This window comes from Brevundimonas sp. Leaf168 (assembly GCF_001423685.1).
Lineage (GTDB): Bacteria > Pseudomonadota > Alphaproteobacteria > Caulobacterales > Caulobacteraceae > Brevundimonas > Brevundimonas vesicularis_C.
Genome location: NZ_LMOY01000010.1, coordinates 161,200 through 179,717, shown reverse-complemented (window position 1 = coordinate 179,717; position 18,518 = coordinate 161,200). Strand labels below are relative to the sequence as shown.

Genomic DNA, 18,518 nt, shown 5'->3' with positions numbered 1-18,518 from the left:
AGCAATGGTTGCAGAAAATGAAGGCGATGATCCAGCAGGGCGTGGCGCGGATGCCGACCCACGAGGCCTTCATCGCCGCCAACTGCAAGGCGCCGCCGATCAACTGAACCACTCGACGAGACCAACCTGATCAGGTCTGGACAGACCGTTGAGCTCTTGGATTTCGCGCGGCGAGGCTTAAATGCCCATGCCTGCCGCTGAACGGAATCCGACCTATGGCCGACTACGACTACGACCTTTTCGTCATCGGCGCCGGTTCGGGCGGGGTGCGGGCGGCGCGGCTGACGGCGCTGGATGGCAAGAAGGTCGCGGTCGCCGAGGAATATCGGGTCGGCGGCACCTGCGTCATTCGCGGCTGCGTGCCCAAGAAGTTCATGGTCATGGCCTCCGAGGTCAGCCACGCGCTCGAGATCGCCGAGGGTTACGGCTGGTCGTTCGACAATGCGAAGTTCGACTGGCCCACCTTCCTTGAAGCCAAGGACGTCGAGATCGCGCGCCTGTCCGGCATCTACGCCGCCAACCTGGGCAAGGCCGGGGTCGAACTGGTCCACGGGCGGGCAGTTCTGAAAGACGCCCATACTGTGGAGATCGTCGGCAAGGATCGCACAATCACCGCCGAAAAAATTCTGATTGCCACGGGCGGCCGCCCGTGGAAGCCGGAAGAGCTACCTGGCATTGAGCACGCCATCACGTCCGAAGAAGCCTTCCACCTTCCGGAGCTGCCCAAGCGCATCCTGATTGCGGGCGGCGGCTATATCGCGGTGGAGTTCGCCGGCATCTTCGCGGGCCTGGGCGTCGAGACGACCCTGATCTATCGCGGCCCCAACATCCTGCGCGGCTTCGACGACGATGTGCGCGCGCACCTGGCCGGAGAGATCGAAAAGCGCGGCATCAAGGTCATTCTCGGCTGCCAGCACGAGAAGATCGAAAAGACCGATACCGGCCTGGTTAACCACCTCGAAAACGGGATGAAGCTGGAGACCGACGTGGTCATGTTCGCCACCGGCCGCATTCCTTACGTCAAGGATCTGGGGCTGAAAAACGCAGGGGTCGAGCTGAATGAAGCGGGCGCCATCAAGGTCGATCCCCATTCCAGGACGACGGCCGACAATATCTGGGCCATCGGCGACGTCACCGACCGGATGAACCTGACGCCCGTCGCCATCCGCGAAGCCGTCGCCTTCCATCAGACCGTCTATCGCGACAATCCCCAGCATTTCGACTACGAGGCCGTGGCCACCGCCGTGTTCAGTCAGCCGCCGGTCGGGGTTGTGGGCCTCAGCGAGGCGGAGGCCCGCCGCTCCTGCTCGAACGGCGTCGATGTCTATGTCACTCGGTTCCGGCCCATGAAATACGCCTTCACCGGCTCAGATGAGCGGGTGCTGATGAAGCTGGTGGTCGATGCCGACAGCCAGCGCGTAGTCGGCGTTCACATCGTCGGTCCGGAAAGCCCCGAGATGATCCAGCTGGCCGCGATCGCCGTCAAGGCCGGCCTGACCAAGGCGCAGTGGGACGCCACCTGCGCCGTCCACCCGACCATGGCAGAAGAGCTGGTCACGCTGAAGGAGAAGCAGTCGGGCGCGACCTCCGCCGGCTGACGCTTGCCCTCAGGGCCTAGGCCGCTCGCGGAACCGTTCCAGCAGGTCTAGCCTGGCGCTGAACGGCACGGGCGTCACGGTCGGTCCGCGATTGCCGAAGTTCATCAGCCGGGTGTCCACACGGGTCGCGGTAGGCCAGCGCGGCCGCCCGACACCGTTGGGATCGCCCGAGCGCGCGAATGCGGTCCAATAGCCCATCATGGCCTCCGATGCCTTCCGGTCCCGATCCTCGACCGGATACGGCAGGGTGTTCAACGTGCCGAACACATAGGGCCGCTCGATCGCATGGGTCGCGCCGCCATGCGGCTCGGGGTTCTGCGGCGACGAGATGTCGAACCGATAGAGCCAGGCCGGATGGCCCGCCTTGGTATGCAGCCGCGCCAGCATCCGGGCCGGCTCGGAGAACACCAGATCCGTGATCGCCAGCTTGTCGAACGCCTCCAGCCCACCATAGGCCTGAACGGCGTCGGCGCGCTCAAGCCAGGTCATGTCGTCGTCGATCTGACCATAGCCGTTGCGATCCGTGGGCCGCATCCACCAGAACTCGGCGCTGTTGCTGCCGATGATGAAGGGCACCGGGGCCTGCCGCCCCGCTTTGAACGCCGCCTCGACAGTGGACGGCACGATACGCCCGTCGATCAGCGTCAGGTCGCCGTTGGCGAAGACCGGCGGCGGCGTCAGGAACAGATCGGCCGGCGCCGCGCGCAAATCCGCCGCCGTTCGCAGTCCCGCGCCATAGGCCCAGACCTCGCCGCGCTCCCGCGCTGAGGGCGCGCCATAGGGGCCCTTGCGGTCCAGCGGCGTCTGTAACTCCCGCCCCAGTCCGGACTGAACGATCGCCCGATCGAACAGACCGCGCGCTGGCGGCGAGATCATCAGCCGCGTGACGATCACCCCGCCCGCCGATTCGCCGAAAATGGTCACGTTCTTGGGGTCGCCGCCAAAGGCCGCGATATTAGCGCGCACCCATTTCAGCGCCGCCGTCACGTCCATCAGACCGTAGTTGCCAGCCGCCTCGCCTGCCGGCCGTTCGGCCGCCAGCGCCGGATGATCGAAGAAGCCCAGCCGCCCCATTCGATAGTTCAGCGTCACCACGACCATGCCGCGCTTGGCCAGGTTCGTTCCGTCATACAGCGGCGCGGTTCCCGACCCGTTCACCAGGCCGCCGCCGTGGATCCAGACCATGACCGGCGCGGGCTGAGCCACGCTGATGGGCCGCCAGACGTTTAGGTTTAGACAGTCCTCGCTCATCGGCAAGGGACCGACGCCGGGGTCGCCATTCGGCGGCGCCTGGATGCACAGCGGACCATATGTCGAGGCGTCGCGCTGGCCCTGCCAGGTCGGCGCGGGACCGGGCGGTCGCCAACGCCGCTCGGCCGTCGGCGGGGCGGCATAGGGAATGTTCTTGAACGCAGCCACTTCGGCATCCGCGCGTCCGTTCAGGACGCCCTGCGGAATGCGAACGGTGGGCTGGTCGGCTGCGGGCGCCATCATGAGCGAAAGGGTGGCGAAAACGCCGGCGATTGTCATGCGCGCTGATTAGCAAATTACGGCGGCGCGCCAACAATCTTGCAATCACAGTTCACGACACTCGACGAGAGAACCGATTTCAATATGGCGCGTTATCGCCAAGCTGTGCGGGGTAAGCGTTGAACGAAGCGGCAAAATCTGGCGATCCGACCGTTAATCTGGGTGCGGCTTTCGAGGCCTCGCCCAATCCCTATGTGCTGCTTACGCCGGACCTTCGGATCGCCGAGGTCAACCAGGCCTATATGGATGTGACGGGCGCCAAGCGCAGCGAAGTGCTGGGCCAACCTCTTTTTGCCGCTTTTGACTCGGGTCCTGGCTCTGACGCCCCAGAGAACGTCCGCCAAGTCCGTGCTTCACTGGAAAAGGCGCGCGACACCCGACAACGCGATCACCTGGCGGTCGTGCGCTTTTCAATGCCCCGAGCCCAGCCGGACGGCAGCGAGATTTTCGAAGAGCGCCTTTGGAGCGCCACCCATACGCCCATCCTGAACGCCGACGGCGAAGTGGTCATGCTGCTTCAGCACACCACGGATGTGACGGATCTGGCGCCCGTCATCCGCCCGGATGAGCCGACCACCGCGCTGGACGCCATCGTAGGCGGCTCCGTCCTGCGTCGCGCCCAGTCGGTGCAGGAGGACAATCGTCGCCTGGAAACCGAGCGCAATCGGCTTGTCGAAATGTTCATGCAGGCGCCCGGCTTCGTCGCCATCCTGTCGGGGCCAGATCACCGTTTCCAGATGCACAACGACGCCTACAGCCAGCTGATCGGCCATAGGGACATCGCCGGCAAGCCCGTCAGGCAGGCCCTGCCAGAACTGGAAGGCCAAGGCTTCTACGAGTTTCTCGACAGCGTCTTCGCCACAGGCGAACCCTATGAAGGCCGCGAGAGCGCAGCGCAGCTGCAGCGCAAGCCCGACGGGCTGCTCGAAACCGTCTATCTCAACTTCATCTATCAACCGATCCGCGACGACTCAGGCGCGGTCGTGGGCATCTTCGTTCAGGGCCACGACATCACCGAGAACGTCCTGGCCGCCCAGCGCCAGAAGTTGATGATCGACGAACTGAATCACCGCGTGAAGAACACCTTGGCCACGGTGCAATCCATCGCGATCCAGACGGCCCGTTCCAACACCGACCCGGCCAGCTTCGCCGAGACCTTCCAGTCCCGGATCATGGCCCTGTCGCACACCCACAATCTGCTGACGCAAAGCCATTGGGAGGGCGCCGACCTGCGCGCCATCTTGGAACATGAGACTGAAGCTTACGGGCCGACCCGCATAAGCCTGAATGGACCACCGGTGGCGCTGGAGCCGGCCGTCGTTCTGTCTCTGGGCATGATCTTCCATGAGCTTGCGACGAATGCCGCCAAATACGGCGCGCTGCATACGCCGGACGGTCGCATCCTCATCGACTGGGGTCTGGCGGATCAGCGCGACCGCAAACTCAAGCTGAGCTGGCGCGAAATTGGCGGCCCCAAAGTTACGGCTCCGGACAGAAGAGGCTTCGGTAGCCGTTTGATTGAACGAAACATTCGACATGATCTGGCGGGCGAGATCGATCTGGTCTACGCCCCGGATGGATTGATCGCGGAACTGACGGTTCCACTGGACAGGACGGCCGCACAATGACTCAACCTCTGACCGGTCGCCGTGTCCTTGTGGTCGAGGACGAGTCGCTCGTCGCCATGCTTCTGGAAACTATTCTGGAAGACATGGAATGCGTGCCGATAGGCCCCGCCTCCAATGTGGACGACGGTCAAAAACTGGCTCGAGAGACGGAAAATCTCGACGCCGCCCTGCTGGACGTGAACGTCGCTGGCCGGCAGGTCTTTCCCGTGGCCGAGGCGCTGAAGGAACGCGGCGTGCCGTTCGTCTTTTCAACCGGCTACGGCGAAGGCGGTCTGCCCGACGAATGGCGCGGCCAGCCCACGATCCAGAAGCCCTTCACTGAAGCCGCCATCCGCGACGCCCTGATGAAGGCCATGGGCGTAGCTGAAGTTTAGAAACTTGCGTCAGTACTGTTATAAAGTAGAGGTTTGCCGACCCAATAGCAAAGCTCGGCCAGCCGCGAGATGTCCCAAATCGCCAAATCAGCGGCTTTGCCATTTTCGATGGTGCCGATCTCACCCGACATACCCAGCGCCCGCGCAGCCTCTCGGGTCGCGCCGGCCAGGGCCTCTTCCGGCGTCAGACGGAACTGAACGCAGGCGAGGTTGAGCGCGGCGGTCATGGAAGCGACGGGCGATGTGCCGGGGTTGCAGTCGGTGGCGACGGCCATCCGCACGCCGTGGCGGCGCAGCAGATCGACGGGCGGCGCCTGGGTCTCGCGCAGCATCAGATAGGCGCCGGGGAGCAGGACGGCGACCACGCCTGCGGCGGCCATGGCGGCGACGCCTTCCTCGTTCGCATGTTCGATGTGATCGGCGGACAAAGCCTGATAACGCGCCGCCAAGGCCGCACCGCCGCCGTTCGACAACTGGTCGGCGTGCAGCTTCACCGGAAGACCTAGAGCGCGCGCCTTGTCGAAGAGACGCGACACTTCTGCGGTCGAGAAGGCGATGGGTTCACAATAGGCGTCGACCGCATCGACCAGACCTTCGGCATGGGCGGCAGGCAGGATGTGGTCGATGGCCAGGTCGACATAGGCCGCCCTGTCCTCACGATACTCGGGCGGCACGGCATGCAGACCGAGATTGCTGGTACGGACACGCACCCCGCCCTCGCGCCCGATCCTGCGCGCGACGCGCAGCATCTTGAGCTCCGTCTCAAGGTCGAGACCATAGCCGGACTTGATCTCGACGGTGGTGACTCCGGTGGCCTTCAACCCCGCCAGACGCGTCATGGCCGAGGCGAACAGATCATCCTCCGACGCGGCGCGCGTGGCCTTCACGGACGAGACGATGCCCCCGCCCGCACGCGCGATCTCCTCATAGGTCGCTCCGCCCAGCCGCTGTTCGAACTCGGCCGAACGGTCGCCGCCGAACACCAGGTGGGTGTGGCAGTCGATCAGACCAGGCGTGATCCATCGCCCGTCCAGCCGCTCGGTTTCAGCTGCCTCCACGGCCGGCAGGTCAGCGCGTGGCCCCACCCAGGCAATGCGGCCATCGGCGACGACCACGGCCGCGTCCTGAACCGCGCCATAAGGGACCGGTCCCTCGACCATGGTGGCGACATGACAATCGATCAGCAGACGGTCGGCCTTCATCAGCGAGGCTCCTTTGCCAGAACGGGTGAATGGGCGGACGAGAAGCGCGCCACCAAATCGTAGCGGTCGCCGGGGAAGGTCTGCCACACCCGCGTCACCCCCTGCCCGTCCCGCCATGTCCGGCGCTCGACGCACAGGCAGGCGGCGCCGGGCTTGAGTTCCAGTACGCGTGCGGCGCGGGCGTCCGCCGCGATCGCTGAAATGCGGTTCTCAGCCTCGGTCCAGGGCGCCGAGTCCAGCAGCCAGCTTCCCGGCGGAACCGTATTAAAATCGACGTCTATGGCTTGAGGCGCCGCGCCGAGCGCGATGAGCCTGTGTTCCAAAGCCAGCGGCGCGCCGTCGGCGCTGTGCAGACAGGTCAGGTCCAGCAGAAGACCACCGGATGCCAGTTCGATTTCGTCCTCACCGTCCGGCTCGCGTGCGATCCGCTCCAGCAGGACATAGCCGTAAACCTGCCCGCGCTCGATCACTTCGGCTCGCAGGTCGGGAATAGCCAGGACGGCGGCGTGGGCCTTGGGCTGGGCGACGAAGGTGCCGGCGCGACGCCGACGCGTCACTAGCCCCCGCCCCGCCAGTTCCGAGATGGCCTTGGAGACCGTCATGCGCGAACAGCCGTAGCGCTCGGTCAGCTCATGCTCGAACGGAATGCGGTCGCCGGGCGATAGCTCGCCGGACAGGATAAGCCCCTCCAGATCGGCGTAGATGCGGCGATGCAGGCTCACCCCAGCACCGCCGACAAGGCCCTGCGATAGCGCGCCTCAATGCCATCGCGCGCGATATGGCGGCCGTTCTTCACGACCTCCCGCCCCGCGCGCCACACCGAACGGATCGAGCCCGTCGGCGCGCCGAAGATCCAGCTGTCGAGCACCGCATCGCCCGACCGTCCCGCAAAGGCGACGCCGCTTGTATCCAGCGATACGATGTCCGCCGACGCCCCGACGCTCAGACCCGACGCCGCGCCTGTCGCCTGGACGCCGCCCGCCAGCGCGCGATCGAATAAGGCGCGCCCCGTCGAGCGTTCAGGGTCCGCAATGACGGCGCGACCGCGCAGCGCCAGCCGCTGACTGTATTCCAGCATTCGCAGTTCCTCGGCGACGCCGATCTGCACGTTGGAATCGGTCCCAATGCCGAACCGCCCGCCGGCGCGCGTGAAATCGACCGCCGGGAAGACGCCGTCGCCCAGATTAGCCTCGGTGATCGGGCACAGACCGACGACGGCGCCGCGCGCGACGACGCCGCGCCACTCGGCCTCAGTCACATGGGTGGAGTGGATCAGGCACCAACGCGGATCGACCGGCGCATTGGCCAGAAGCCATTCGACCGGCCGCGCGCCAGACCAGGCTAGGCAGTCCGCGACCTCCTTGGTCTGTTCGGCGACATGGATATGGATCGGCCCGTCGCCCGCCAGCGCAGGCATGGCCGCCAACTCTTCCGGACTGACGGCGCGCAGGCTGTGCGGCGCGACCCCGACCACGGCGTCGGGCAGATCGGCGGTCAGGGTCCGGCATCGCGCGACCAGATCGGCGAAGCCGTCCAGATCGTTGATGAAACGCCGCTGTCCATGCGCCGGCGGCTGTCCGCCGAACCCGGCATGGGCGTAGAAGACCGGCAGCAGGGTTAGGGCGATGCCCGTCGCCTGCGCCGCCGCCACGATCCGCGCAGCGATCTCGGCCCGGTCCGAATAGGCCGCGCCCGATGGGTCGTTGTGCAGATAATGGAACTCGGCGACGCGGGTGAAGCCGCCCTCCAGCATTTCCATGAAGGCCAGGGCGGTGATGGCCTCGATCTCTTCCGGCCCGCCCCGATCCAGGAAGCGGTACATCAGTTCGCGCCACGTCCAGAAGTCGTCGTCCGAAGGCCCCCTCGCCTCGGTCAGGCCCGCCATGGCGCGCTGAAAGGCGTGGCTGTGGACATTGGCGACGCTCGGCAAGGCTATACCGCCCCCTGCGTCCACCGGGCTGCGCGCAACGTCTGTTTCCAGACTGACGATCCGCCCGCCAGCCACGCCGATCCGCACATCGCGCGCCCAGCCGTTGGGCAAGAGGGCCGCCTCGAACCAGAGGGTGCGATCCACAGGCTGCGGCTGAAGGGTCACTGGACAGGTCCGTATCGTTTCGATCAATATGTCTAGACATACCACGATGGATCGATTTGGCGAGGGAGGCCGAACGGATGCAGGACTGGCTGACCATCCACGAAGGTTCGGCGCCGCTGGTGATCGGCCTGCCGCACACGGGGACCGAGATTCCGGCCGTCATCGAGGCGCGGATGGCCTCGCCCTGGCTGGCCCGCAAGGACGCGGACTGGTGGGTGGATCGGCTGTACGACTTCGCGATCGACATGGGCGCCACCCTGGTGCGAACGGGCGTGTCGCGCAGCGTCATCGATGTGAATCGCGATCCGTCGGGCGTCTCCCTCTACCCCGGCATGACCACGACCGGCCTGTGCCCGACAGAAACCTTCGACGGAGAGCCGTTATATCGCGCAGGCCAGGAGCCCGACGCGGCCGAAATCGCAGAGCGACGCACGGTCTGGTTTGACCCCTATCACGCCGCCCTGCAGGACCAGTTGGATCGACTGCGCAGCCGAGGTCCGGTCGTCCTCTACGATGCCCATTCGATCCGGTCTGTCGTTCCGCGCCTGTTCCAGGGCGAACTGCCTCAGTTCAATATCGGCGACAACGACGGGGTTACCTGCGCCGGCGACCTGACGCAGGCTGTCGAAGAAGCCTGTGCGGTCAGCGGCGACAGCGTCATCGTCAACGGCCGGTTCAAGGGCGGTTGGACCACGCGCCACTACGGCCGTCCCGAGGCCGGTCTTCACGCCATCCAGATGGAACTGGCGGACCGGGGCTACATCCTCGATCCCGCCGGCCCGGTGTCGCCCGACAACTGGCCCAGCCCCTATGAGCCGGGCCGCGCCGAGCCGATGCGCGCCCATCTGCGCCGCGCGCTGACCGCCTGCATCGCCTTCGCCGAGAGCCAACGATGAACACGCCCAACGCCCGGATCGTCCGCAGCCCGCGTGGACCCGAAAAGACCGCCAAGACCTGGGCCGCCGAGGCGGCCATGCGGATGCTGATGAACAACCTCGATCCAGAGGTGGCCGAGCGGCCCCAAGACCTCGTCGTCTATGGCGGCATTGGCAAGGCGGCGCGGGATTGGGCCGCGTTCGACAGGATCGTCGAGACGCTGAAGACGTTGGAGGCCGACGAGACCCTGCTGGTTCAATCCGGCAAGCCGGTCGGTGTCTTCCGCACCCATGCCGACGCCCCGCGCGTCCTGATCGCCAACTCCAATCTGGTGCCGAAATGGGCGACCTGGGAGCATTTCAACGAGCTCGATCGCAAGGGTCTGGCCATGTATGGCCAGATGACCGCCGGGTCGTGGATCTACATCGGCACGCAAGGCATCGTTCAGGGAACCTATGAGACCTTCATGGAGGCGGGCCGCCAGCACTACGGCGGCGACTGGTCGGGCAAGTGGATTCTGACCGCAGGCTTGGGCGGCATGGGCGGGGCCCAGCCTCTGGCCGCGACCATGGCTGGCGCGTCCTGCATCACGATCGAATGCCAACGCAGCCGCATCGAGTTCCGCCTGCGGACACGCTACGTCGACGTCATGGCCGAAACCCTGGACAAAGCCCTGGCGCTGCTGGAGCAATCGTTCCGGGACAAGAAACCCTTGTCGATCGGCCTGTTGGGCAATGCAGCCGATCTGGTGCCTGAAATGGTCCGACGCGGCATCCGGCCCGATCTGGTCACCGACCAGACCAGCGCGCACGATCTCATCAACGGCTATCTCCCCTCGGGCTGGACCGTCGCGGAGTGGGAAGACAAGCGCGTCAGCGATCCCGACAGCGTCGCCGCCGCCGCGCGAAGCTCCATCGCCGGTCACGTGCAGGCCATGCTGGACTTTCAGGCGATGGGGGTGCCGACCACCGACTACGGCAACAACATTCGTCAGGTCGCCTTTGACGCGGGCGTGACGAACGCGTTCGACTTCCCCGGCTTCGTGCCCGCCTACATCCGCACACTGTTCTGTCGGGGGATCGGTCCGTTCCGCTGGGCGGCCCTGACCGGCGATCCGGAAGATATCAGAAAGACAGACGCGGCCATGAAGCGCCTGTTCCCCGACAATGCAGGTCTGCACCGCTGGCTCGATATGGCGGGCGAGCGCATTGCCTTTCAAGGCCTTCCCGCCCGCATCTGCTGGATCGGATTGGGTGATCGCCATCGCGCCGGCCTGATGTTCAACGACATGGTGGCGTCGGGCGAACTGTCCGGCCCCATCGTGATCGGCCGCGATCATCTGGACAGCGGCTCGGTCGCCAGCCCGAACCGCGAGACCGAGGCCATGGAGGACGGATCGGATGCCGTTTCCGATTGGCCTCTGCTGAACGCCCTGCTGAACACGGCCTCGGGCGCCAGCTGGGTGTCGCTGCACCACGGTGGCGGCGTCGGCATGGGCTATTCCCAGCACTCGGGCGTCGTCATCGTCGCGGACGGGACGCCGGAGGCCGCCCAACGGCTTGAGCGGGTGCTGTGGAACGACCCCGCGACGGGCGTCATGCGTCACGCCGACGCCGGCTATGAGATCGCCCGCGCGGCCGCGCGCGAGCACGAACTGAACCTTCCCAGCCTGAAGGCCTGAGCCATGACCGCGATCACCCTCGGCCAATCGCCTCTCACCTTGGCGCAGCTCCGTGCGGTGCTGGAGGGGCCCGCTACCGTCTCATTGACGCCCACCGCCTGGACCGATGTGGACAGGGGTGCAGCGACCATCGCCGCCATCGTGGCCGAGGGGCGCACCGTCTACGGCGTCAACACCGGCTTTGGCCTGCTAGCCAACACGTCCATCGCGCCTGAAGATCTGGAAACGCTGCAGCGTAATCTGGTTCTCAGCCACGCCTGTGGAGTCGGGCCGCTGCTGCCGGATTCGGTGACCCGTCTGCTGATGGTGTTGAAAATCGCCAGTCTGTCGCGCGGAGCCTCGGGTGTTCGGCGTGAGACGCTGGAGGCCCTGATTGCTCTGGTCAACGCGGACATCCTGCCCTGCATTCCGTCCAAGGGATCGGTCGGCGCCTCGGGCGATTTGGCGCCGCTGGCCCATATGTCCTGCGTCCTGATCGGCGTGGGCGAGGCGCGGCTGAACGGTGAGACCTTGGAGGCCGACGCGGCTCTGGCCAAGGTCGGCCTGACGCCGCTCACGCTCGGCCCGAAGGAAGGCCTGGCGCTGCTGAACGGCACCCAATGTTCGACGGCGCTGGCCCTGGCCGGTCTATTTGCGGCCGAGGCGGCGTTTGCCGCCGGAATCGCCGCCGGCGCCTTGTCGGTCGATGCGCTGAAAGGGTCCGACGCCCCGTTCGATCATCGCATTCACGCCCTGCGGGGTCAGCCCGGCCAGATCGCCGTCGCCGCCCGCCTGCGCGAGCTGATGGCGGGCTCCGCCATCCGTGACAGTCACCGCGACGACTGCTCAAAGGTGCAGGACCCCTACTCCCTGCGCTGCCAGCCCCAGGTCATGGGTGCGATTCTCGATGTGCTGACCAGCGCCGCCGGAACGCTGGCGCGAGAGGCCAACGCCGTGACCGACAATCCGCTGGTCTTCATCGAGGATGGCGACGTCATCTCGGGCGGAAACTTCCACGCCGAACCCGTTGCTTTCGCTGCCGATCAGATCGCCATGGCGCTCTGCGAGATCGGCAATATTTCGGAACGCCGAACCTCGATCCTGGTCGATCCCAAGATGAGCGAACTGCCGGCCTTCCTGGTCAAGGAAAGCGGGCTGAACTCGGGCTTCATGATCGCCCAGGTGACGGCCGCGGCCCTGATCGCCGAGAATCGAATGGTCGCCCACCCATGCAGCGTGGACACCGTGCCGACCAGCGCCAATCAGGAAGATCACGTCAGCATGGCCACGCACGGCGCGCGGCGCCTGCTGGATATGGCCGAGAACACGGCGACGGTGGTCGGTATCGAGCTTCTAGCGGCGGCGCAGGGACTGGAGTTCCATCGGCCGCTCACCAGCTCGCCGGCGCTGGAACAGGTCTTCGCCATCGTGCGAGAAGCCGCAGCCCCCTATGCCAGCGACCACTATTTCGCCCCGGACATCGCCCGTGCCACCGACGCCGTGCGCGCCGGCCGTTACCGACCCTTTGCGGCGGACCTGCTGCCCTCGGCCTGATCCGGCTCAGCCGCCGAGAACACCTAGGTGTTCCAACAGGATGCCCGTGCCCAGACCGATCAGGGCCACGCCGCCGATGATCTCGGCCGTCTTGCCGAAGCGCGTGCCCACGGCCTTGCCGATCAACATGCCGATGGTGGTCAACACAAAGGTGGTGAAGCCGATCGAGGCGGCGATCACCCAGATATTGGCCCCGATGAAGGCCAGCCCCACGCCCACGGCCGCAGCGTCGATGCTGGTGCCGACCGCCGTCGCCACGAGCGCCCAGGGGCCGGACCGGCGCGGCGCCTCATCCTCCTCCGCGCCGCGAGGTTGAACGCCTTCCCAGATCATCTTGCCGCCGACGATCAACAGCAGGGTGAAGGCGATCCAGTGATCCACCTTCTCGACCAGGCCGGCGGCGATGATCCCCAGTCCCCAGCCGATCAGGGGGGTGATCGCCTCGATCACGCCGAAGACTAGTCCAGCCTTGACGGCGTCCTTGACGGCGGGTCGATGCGACGCTCCGCGTCCGACGGCGGCTGCAAAGGCGTCCGTGGACATGCTGAGCGAGAGAATGGCGATGGCGCCTGGGGTCATGGGACAGCACTCGACCGGACGCGTGACAGCGGTCCTGCACCGGCCGGTCGCGGCGTCAGGACACGCTGGTCTCGCTAGGCGGTGGTTCCGCTGATCGCGCCACGCGCCGAAGCGCGAGTATGTTGACGCGATCCCGACGACGAACGCCGGAAGCTACTCCCCAACAGGAGGCGGCTCTCTACACGCCGCTTCCTGCGCTTGGCAACCTCACAGGTCGATCAGGTGCCCGACTTGGGCGCCATCGCGGCGGGCGCATCATCGCGCGCCAAGGTCGATGCGCCGGCCGGTTGGCGCTCGACCGTCAGGGCATAGGCGCCCATCTGATTGGGCCCGTAGGCGCGAGCGCGCACGACGTACCAGCCGTCATCCGGCGCGGTCCAATCCAGCTTGGCGTGCGCGTCGGACAGGCTGTCGTCATCGGTGGCCAGGCTGGTGAAATCGCCGTCCTCATCCTGCTTGCCCAGGTCGATGAAGGAGTCGAAGGCGTTCGACACCATCGTCAGACGCAGCTTCTCGTCCTTCTTGGCCTGGAAGCGGTAGGCGTCGAAAAAGGCGCCTTCGTCGCTGAGCGCGGCGCTGTTCGACAGGGTTCCGCGCACGGTCGACCCGATCAGCAGACTGCCGGGCTTGGGCTCTGGCCCGCGATCCAGCAGCTCCAGCGAATAGAGGCCCTTGCCTTCCGCATCCAGCGGCATGGCGCGGACCACATAGTTCCCGTCCGACGGCAGGGTGAAGTTCAGCCGCGAATCCGTGCCCTCGGCCAGGCCGTCGTCATCGCTGGCCAGGGCCTCGAACTCACCGTCGGCCTTGCCGATCTCCAGATAGGCGTCGAAGTCGCCGGACCGCAGGATCGCCTGGACGCGCTGTCCTTCCGTTCCGGCAAAGACATAGGCGTCATAGCGTTTGCCATCGTCGCCCTGGGGGTCCTCGTCGGTGATCTCGCCCTCCACGGTTTGACCCAAAGTCGCCGTGGTCGGCGGCGGCGGCGGCGCGGTTTCGGTCAGCTTCAGCGTATAGTCGCCCTCGGCCTCGTCGCTGAATCCCCGCGCCTCGATGATGTAGTCGCCGTCGGCGTCCAAGGTGCGCGCGATGCGGGCGTCGGTGCCCGAGCCGGCGCCATCATCGTCCTCCGCAAGGACAGTATCGTCCGAAGCACGGCGAAGCGTCAGATAGGCGTCGAAGTCGCTCGACTTCATCTCGATGGCGACGCGCTGGCCGTTCGTCCCGGTGAAGCGATAAGTCTCCGCGCGCTGGCCGCCGTCGTTCGTGGCGCTGTCCGAGCCCAGCTCACCCTTGATCTCGTCACCGATCGCGATGGGCTTTGACGGCGGCGCGGGCGGCGCCTCGGCCAGGCCCAGTTCGTAGCGGCCCAGCCCGTCTTCCAGCGACGTGGCCCGGATCACATATTCGCCGGCCGTCGGCGCCGTAAAGGTCAGGCGTGAATTCAGCCCGCCGCCGGGCGCATCGTCGTTCGAGCTGATCTCGATGAAATCGGGGCCGTTCATCCGCCCTACCCGCACCAGAGGATCGAAGGCCTCGGAGTCCAGCGTCACGACAAACCGATCGCCGGCATTGGCGCGGAAGGCGTAGGCGTCATAGCGGCCGCCGTCTTCCTGCTCAGGATCGCGGGCCGTAAGTTCGCCGCTCTGGGTCGCCCCAACGCGAATGCCGCCGGGCCGCGGCGCACGCGGCGGCGCCGGGCGTTCCTGCAACGACAGACGATAGTCGCCGCCGTCCAGTCCGCTCAACGTCCGGGCCCTCAGAACATAGGTCCCCGCCTGGTCAGGCGTGAACCGCAGCCGCGCATTGGTGCCGTCCCCCAACCCGTCGTCGTCGGACGCCAGCGGCTCGCCCGCTGCGCCGTCGTCGTAGACTTCCAGATAGGCGTCGAAAGCGTCCGATCTCAGCGTGGCTTCCAGCCGCTGCCCCGCCCGCGCCTCGAACCGATAGTCGTCGTAGCGATATTCGTCATCCGCCGCCTTGGCGTCGCCGTCCGTCAGGGCGCCGGTCACATTGGCGCCGATGCGCAGCGACTGCGCGTCCTGGGCCACGGCCGGCGCGACCGCCCACAACAGGGCCAGGGTGCTGACAGCGGCGGCGAGCGACGGACGGTTCATGAATTCCTCCAGCATGGACTGCGGATCATAGACGCCGAACCGTGACGGCTGTAAATCGCCGCCATCTTGATTTCCCGCCAGACGGAGCTGCCATGTCGGCCCAATCCACGCGTGCGACCCTGATCGACGGCAAGGCGTTCTCGGCCGCCCTGGTGGACCGCGTCGGCGCGGCCGTCGCCCGGCTGGAAGCCGCGCACGGCGTAAAACCCGGTCTGGCCGTCGTCATCGTCGGCGAGGATCCGGCCAGCCAGATTTACGTCCGCAACAAGGGTGAGACGACGCTGCGCGCCGGCATGCGCTCCGACACCCACCGCCTGGCCGATTCGACCCGCCAGGATGAACTGCTGGCCCTGATCGCCCAGTTGAATGCGGATGCCGGCATCCACGGCATCTTGGTCCAACTGCCCCTGCCCGCCCACATCGACGCGACGGTGGTTCTGGACGCCATTTCGCCGGACAAGGATGTGGACGGCTTTCACGTCGTGAACGCCGGTCGTCTGGCCGTCGGCCTGCCGGGTCTGGTCCCCTGCACCCCGCTGGGCTGTCTGATGCTGCTGAAGGATCAACTTGGCGATCTGTCGGGCCTGAACGCCGTCATCGTCGGCCGTTCCAACATCGTCGGCAAACCGATGGCGCAACTGCTGCTCGGCGAAAGCTGCACGGTCACCGTCGCCCATTCGCGCACGCGGGACCTGCCCGACGTCTGCCGCCGCGCCGACATTCTGGTCGCCGCTGTCGGTCGGCCCGAGATGATCAAGGGCGACTGGATCAAACCGGGCGCGACCGTCATCGACGTGGGCATCAACCGCGTCCCCTCGGCTGATCCCGTCAAGGCCGCCGAGGGCAAGACCCGCGTCGTCGGCGATGTCGCTTTCAAGGAGGCGGTCGAGGTCGCAGGTCACATCACCCCGGTGCCGGGCGGCGTCGGCCCCATGACCATCGCCTGTTTGTTGGCCAACACCTATTCGGCCGCCTGCCGCCTCAACAATATCCAACCGGAGCCATTGGACGCTTGATGCATTCATTGGGCCGGTGAATAGTCCCGCTCAACGGCGCTATCGCCGAACGGGAGATGTCATGGTCCGCTTAAATGCCCGCGCCGTCGCTCTGAGCGGCGCTCTGATGATCGTCCCCGCCGTGACGGGCTGCGGCTACAACACCATTCCGACCAAGCAGGAACGCGCCGAGGCGGCCTGGGCCGATGTGCAGAGCCAGTATCAGCGCCGCGCCGACCTGATCCCTAATCTGGTCGCGACGGTTCAAGGCGCCGCGATCCAGGAACGCACCACCCTGACGGACGTGATCAACGCCCGCGCCCGCGCCACCTCGGTCAACGTCTCGGCCGACGACCTCGATAATCCGCAGGCCTTCCAGCAGTATCAGGAAGCTCAGGGCCAGCTGTCCGGCGCCCTGTCGCGCCTGCTGGTGACGGTCGAGGCCTATCCGCAACTTCAGGCCAACCAGAACTTCCTGACCCTGCAGTCCCAACTGGAAGGCACCGAGAACCGCATTCAGATCGCGCGCCGCGACTACAATGAGGCCGTGCGCGACTACAACACGACCTTGCGCACCTTCCCGCAGGTGATCTGGGCCAAGACCCTGCACGGCGGTTCGCAGCCGATGCAGCTATTCACCGCCACCGCCGCCGCCCAGTCGGCGCCGCAAGTCAACTTCAACCTGAACGCCGCGCCCACCAACGCCTCGGCGCCCGGCGGCGGCGCACCGGCCGTAACGCCGGGCGCGACCCCGCCCGCCCAGTGACGACCCTTCAAGCGGCGGCGCGGCGTTCGCCGGGCGTCGCCGCCCTCCTCTTCTGCCTGTTTATCGCGCTGCTGCTCGTCCTTCCGGCGGCCGCGCAGAGCAAGATCGACTTTCCGCCGCTGACCGGCCGCGTGGTCGATCAGGCCAATCTGCTCGATCCGGCGACGGAACAGGCCCTGACCGAAAAGCTCGCGGCGCTGGAGGCCAGTTCCACCGACCAGTTGGTCGTCGTGACGGTCAACAGCCTCCAGGATCAGGAGATCGAGGACTACGGCTATCAGCTGGGTCGCGCCTGGGGCATCGGCCAGAAGGAAAACGACAACGGGGCCCTGCTGATCGTCGCGCCGAATGAACGCAAGGTCCGCGTCGAGGTCGGCTATGGGCTGGAGCCCATTCTGACTGACGCCTTCTCGTCTCAAGTCATTCGCAACGACATCCTGCCGTCGTTTCGAGACGGCGATTACCAGGCCGGGGTGATCAAGGGCGTGGATGCCCTCATCGCTCAGTTGTCGCTCGACCCGGCGGAGGCGCGGGCGCGAGCCCAGGCCGCCGCAGCCGAGCAAGCCGACACCAAAGGCGAATCCATCATTCCGCTGGTCATCATCGCCGGGCTTTTCCTGTTCATCTTCTTGATCGCCATGAGGTCCGGGCGCGGACGACGCAGCAATGTCAGCTCGGTCCTGCTGTGGGCGGCGTCCGAGGCGCTGCGGAACTCCGGCAGAGGCGGCGGCGGTTGGGGCGGCGGCGGATTTGGCGGCGGTGGCGGGTTCGGCGGCGGCGGCGGCAGTTTCGGCGGCGGCGGGGCCTCGGGGGGATGGTGATGCAGATCACGGACAACGACCGCACCCGCATCGCCGAGGCCATAGCGGCGGCCGAGCGTCAGACGTCGGGCGAAATCTTCTGCGTCGTCGCACGTCGGGTCTCGACCTATGTGGACGTCAGCCTGGCCTGGGCGGCGGCGATGGCGCTTTTGGCCCCGATCGTCTTCGTTCCGTTCGTGCTGGATCTTCGCTGGCGGGGCGATGGCTGGGAGGCGGCCCACCAGGCCGCGCAGGACGCCACGACGGCGCAGGCCCTGGGCCTCTACGCCCTGTCGCAGGCCGTCGTCTTCGTCGGCGTCTTTCTGCTGACCCGTATCCCAGCCGTGCGTCGTCTGGTGACGCCCGCCGGCATGAGGCGCGGCCGCGTCAGGGAGGCGGCCTTGCAGCAGTTCCTGGCCCAAGGCGTCCATGTCACGCAGGAGCGCACGGGCGTTCTGATCTTCGCGTCCATGGACGAACATCAGGTCGAACTGATCGCCGATGAGGGCATCTACGAAAAGGTCGATGAGGACGCATGGGCTCAGGCCGTCGCCGTCCTGACCCGCGAACTGCGCGCCGACCGCCCCGTCGATGGCTTCGCCGCCGCCGTCGGTCTGTGCGGCGAGGTTCTGGCCCGCCACTTTCCGCCGCGCGCCGACAATCGCAACGAGTTGCCCGATCATCTGATCCTGCTCTGATCGTCGCATCGGGGTCGCATTCGCGCGCCAGAAGGCCTAGCCCACG

16 protein-coding genes and 1 riboswitch are annotated in these 18,518 nt (G+C 66.5%); of the genes, 10 read left to right on the top strand and 6 right to left on the bottom strand.

Annotated elements, in window-relative coordinates:
• The first annotated feature begins 215 nt into the window (after window positions 1-215).
• Window positions 216-1,598: a glutathione-disulfide reductase gene (gene gor, locus ASF81_RS11625; protein WP_055808721.1), complete on the top strand. Its 1,383-nt coding sequence runs from the start codon at window positions 216-218 to the stop codon at window positions 1,596-1,598.
• Between the two features lie 9 nt (window positions 1,599-1,607).
• On the opposite strand, the gene ASF81_RS11620 is transcribed toward gor, so the two are convergent.
• Complete coding sequence (locus ASF81_RS11620) at window positions 1,608-3,128, bottom strand: carboxylesterase/lipase family protein (RefSeq protein ID WP_055808718.1); 1,521 nt, start codon at window positions 3,126-3,128, stop codon at window positions 1,608-1,610.
• A gap of 119 nt (window positions 3,129-3,247) precedes the next feature.
• Here ASF81_RS11620 and ASF81_RS11615 point away from each other — a divergent pair, with 119 nt between their 5' ends.
• The gene (locus ASF81_RS11615; protein WP_055808716.1) at window positions 3,248-4,756 is read left to right on the top strand and encodes a sensor histidine kinase; all 1,509 of its coding nucleotides are present in this window, start codon (window positions 3,248-3,250) and stop codon (window positions 4,754-4,756) included.
• Window positions 4,753-5,130: a response regulator gene (locus ASF81_RS11610; protein WP_055808713.1), complete on the top strand. Its 378-nt coding sequence runs from the start codon at window positions 4,753-4,755 to the stop codon at window positions 5,128-5,130. Before ASF81_RS11615 ends, ASF81_RS11610 begins: the two co-directional genes overlap by 4 nt.
• On the opposite strand, the gene hutI is transcribed toward ASF81_RS11610, so the two are convergent.
• Genes hutI through ASF81_RS11595 form a run of 3 tightly spaced genes read right to left on the bottom strand, consistent with a single transcriptional unit; the run spans window position 5,127 to window position 8,427 of the window.
• A complete protein-coding gene (gene hutI / locus ASF81_RS11605) occupies window positions 5,127-6,332 on the bottom strand; it encodes an imidazolonepropionase (protein ID WP_055808712.1) in 1,206 nt (401 codons plus the stop codon). The two genes, ASF81_RS11610 and hutI, sit on opposite strands and share 4 nt — an antisense overlap.
• Complete coding sequence (gene hutC / locus ASF81_RS11600; RefSeq protein WP_055808710.1) at window positions 6,332-7,054, bottom strand: histidine utilization repressor; 723 nt, start codon at window positions 7,052-7,054, stop codon at window positions 6,332-6,334. Before hutC ends, hutI begins: the two co-directional genes overlap by 1 nt.
• Window positions 7,051-8,427: a formimidoylglutamate deiminase gene (locus tag ASF81_RS11595; RefSeq protein ID WP_156363238.1), complete on the bottom strand. Its 1,377-nt coding sequence runs from the start codon at window positions 8,425-8,427 to the stop codon at window positions 7,051-7,053. Before ASF81_RS11595 ends, hutC begins: the two co-directional genes overlap by 4 nt.
• Window positions 8,428-8,504: 77 nt before the next feature.
• On the opposite strand from ASF81_RS11595, the gene hutG reads away from it, so the two are divergent.
• Genes hutG through hutH form a run of 3 tightly spaced genes read left to right on the top strand, consistent with a single transcriptional unit; the run spans window position 8,505 to window position 12,517 of the window.
• The gene (hutG, locus tag ASF81_RS11590) at window positions 8,505-9,323 is read left to right on the top strand and encodes an N-formylglutamate deformylase (protein ID WP_055808708.1); all 819 of its coding nucleotides are present in this window, start codon (window positions 8,505-8,507) and stop codon (window positions 9,321-9,323) included.
• Window positions 9,320-10,984 (top strand): urocanate hydratase, encoded by a 1,665-nt coding sequence (hutU, locus tag ASF81_RS11585; RefSeq protein WP_055808705.1) that lies wholly within the window; start codon window positions 9,320-9,322, stop codon window positions 10,982-10,984. The genes hutG and hutU overlap by 4 nt, the downstream gene beginning before the upstream one ends.
• Window positions 10,985-10,987: 3 nt before the next feature.
• Window positions 10,988-12,517, top strand: coding sequence for a histidine ammonia-lyase (gene hutH, locus ASF81_RS11580; RefSeq protein WP_055808703.1), 1,530 nt, complete (start codon window positions 10,988-10,990; stop codon window positions 12,515-12,517).
• Between the two features lie 6 nt (window positions 12,518-12,523).
• Here the strand turns inward: hutH and ASF81_RS11575 are convergent, their stop codons facing one another.
• Both ASF81_RS11575 and ASF81_RS11570 read right to left on the bottom strand, forming a co-directional pair.
• Entirely contained in the window at window positions 12,524-13,096 is a 573-nt protein-coding gene (locus ASF81_RS11575) for a manganese efflux pump MntP family protein (RefSeq protein ID WP_055808701.1), read from the bottom strand.
• Between the two features lie 27 nt (window positions 13,097-13,123).
• Window positions 13,124-13,267, bottom strand: a riboswitch (yybP-ykoY riboswitch).
• A gap of 47 nt (window positions 13,268-13,314) precedes the next feature.
• Window positions 13,315-15,213, bottom strand: coding sequence for a PPC domain-containing protein (locus ASF81_RS11570; RefSeq protein WP_082503552.1), 1,899 nt, complete (start codon window positions 15,211-15,213; stop codon window positions 13,315-13,317).
• Between the two features lie 92 nt (window positions 15,214-15,305).
• Here ASF81_RS11570 and ASF81_RS11565 point away from each other — a divergent pair, with 92 nt between their 5' ends.
• The 4 genes from ASF81_RS11565 to ASF81_RS11550 all read left to right on the top strand — a co-directional run bounded on the left by ASF81_RS11565 (window position 15,306) and on the right by ASF81_RS11550 (window position 18,472).
• Window positions 15,306-16,229 (top strand): bifunctional methylenetetrahydrofolate dehydrogenase/methenyltetrahydrofolate cyclohydrolase, encoded by a 924-nt coding sequence (locus ASF81_RS11565; RefSeq protein ID WP_055808699.1) that lies wholly within the window; start codon window positions 15,306-15,308, stop codon window positions 16,227-16,229.
• Between the two features lie 61 nt (window positions 16,230-16,290).
• Window positions 16,291-16,974: a LemA family protein gene (locus ASF81_RS11560; RefSeq protein ID WP_055808697.1), complete on the top strand. Its 684-nt coding sequence runs from the start codon at window positions 16,291-16,293 to the stop codon at window positions 16,972-16,974.
• Window positions 16,971-17,795 (top strand): YgcG family protein, encoded by an 825-nt coding sequence (locus ASF81_RS11555; RefSeq protein ID WP_055808695.1) that lies wholly within the window; start codon window positions 16,971-16,973, stop codon window positions 17,793-17,795. Before ASF81_RS11560 ends, ASF81_RS11555 begins: the two co-directional genes overlap by 4 nt.
• Window positions 17,795-18,472, top strand: coding sequence for a TPM domain-containing protein (locus ASF81_RS11550; protein ID WP_235559345.1), 678 nt, complete (start codon window positions 17,795-17,797; stop codon window positions 18,470-18,472). The genes ASF81_RS11555 and ASF81_RS11550 overlap by 1 nt, the downstream gene beginning before the upstream one ends.
• Window positions 18,473-18,518: the final 46 nt, after the last annotated feature.

What these genes read in the sequence shown, in the direction of transcription:
- ASF81_RS11565 (WP_055808699.1), top strand. Translation starts at nt 15,306, where the DNA reads ATGTCGGCCCAATCCACGCGTGCGACCCTGATCGACGGCAAGGCGTTC.
- hutI (WP_055808712.1), bottom strand. Translation starts at nt 6,332, where the DNA reads ATGAAGGCCGACCGTCTGCTGATCGATTGTCATGTCGCCACCATGGTC.
- gor (WP_055808721.1), top strand. Translation starts at nt 216, where the DNA reads ATGGCCGACTACGACTACGACCTTTTCGTCATCGGCGCCGGTTCGGGC.
- ASF81_RS11560 (WP_055808697.1), top strand. Translation starts at nt 16,291, where the DNA reads ATGGTCCGCTTAAATGCCCGCGCCGTCGCTCTGAGCGGCGCTCTGATG.
- ASF81_RS11550 (WP_235559345.1), top strand. Translation starts at nt 17,795, where the DNA reads ATGCAGATCACGGACAACGACCGCACCCGCATCGCCGAGGCCATAGCG.
- ASF81_RS11620 (WP_055808718.1), bottom strand. Translation starts at nt 3,128, where the DNA reads ATGACAATCGCCGGCGTTTTCGCCACCCTTTCGCTCATGATGGCGCCC.
- ASF81_RS11575 (WP_055808701.1), bottom strand. Translation starts at nt 13,096, where the DNA reads ATGACCCCAGGCGCCATCGCCATTCTCTCGCTCAGCATGTCCACGGAC.
- hutU (WP_055808705.1), top strand. Translation starts at nt 9,320, where the DNA reads ATGAACACGCCCAACGCCCGGATCGTCCGCAGCCCGCGTGGACCCGAA.
- hutH (WP_055808703.1), top strand. Translation starts at nt 10,988, where the DNA reads ATGACCGCGATCACCCTCGGCCAATCGCCTCTCACCTTGGCGCAGCTC.
- ASF81_RS11610 (WP_055808713.1), top strand. Translation starts at nt 4,753, where the DNA reads ATGACTCAACCTCTGACCGGTCGCCGTGTCCTTGTGGTCGAGGACGAG.
- ASF81_RS11570 (WP_082503552.1), bottom strand. Translation starts at nt 15,213, where the DNA reads ATGAACCGTCCGTCGCTCGCCGCCGCTGTCAGCACCCTGGCCCTGTTG.
- hutG (WP_055808708.1), top strand. Translation starts at nt 8,505, where the DNA reads ATGCAGGACTGGCTGACCATCCACGAAGGTTCGGCGCCGCTGGTGATC.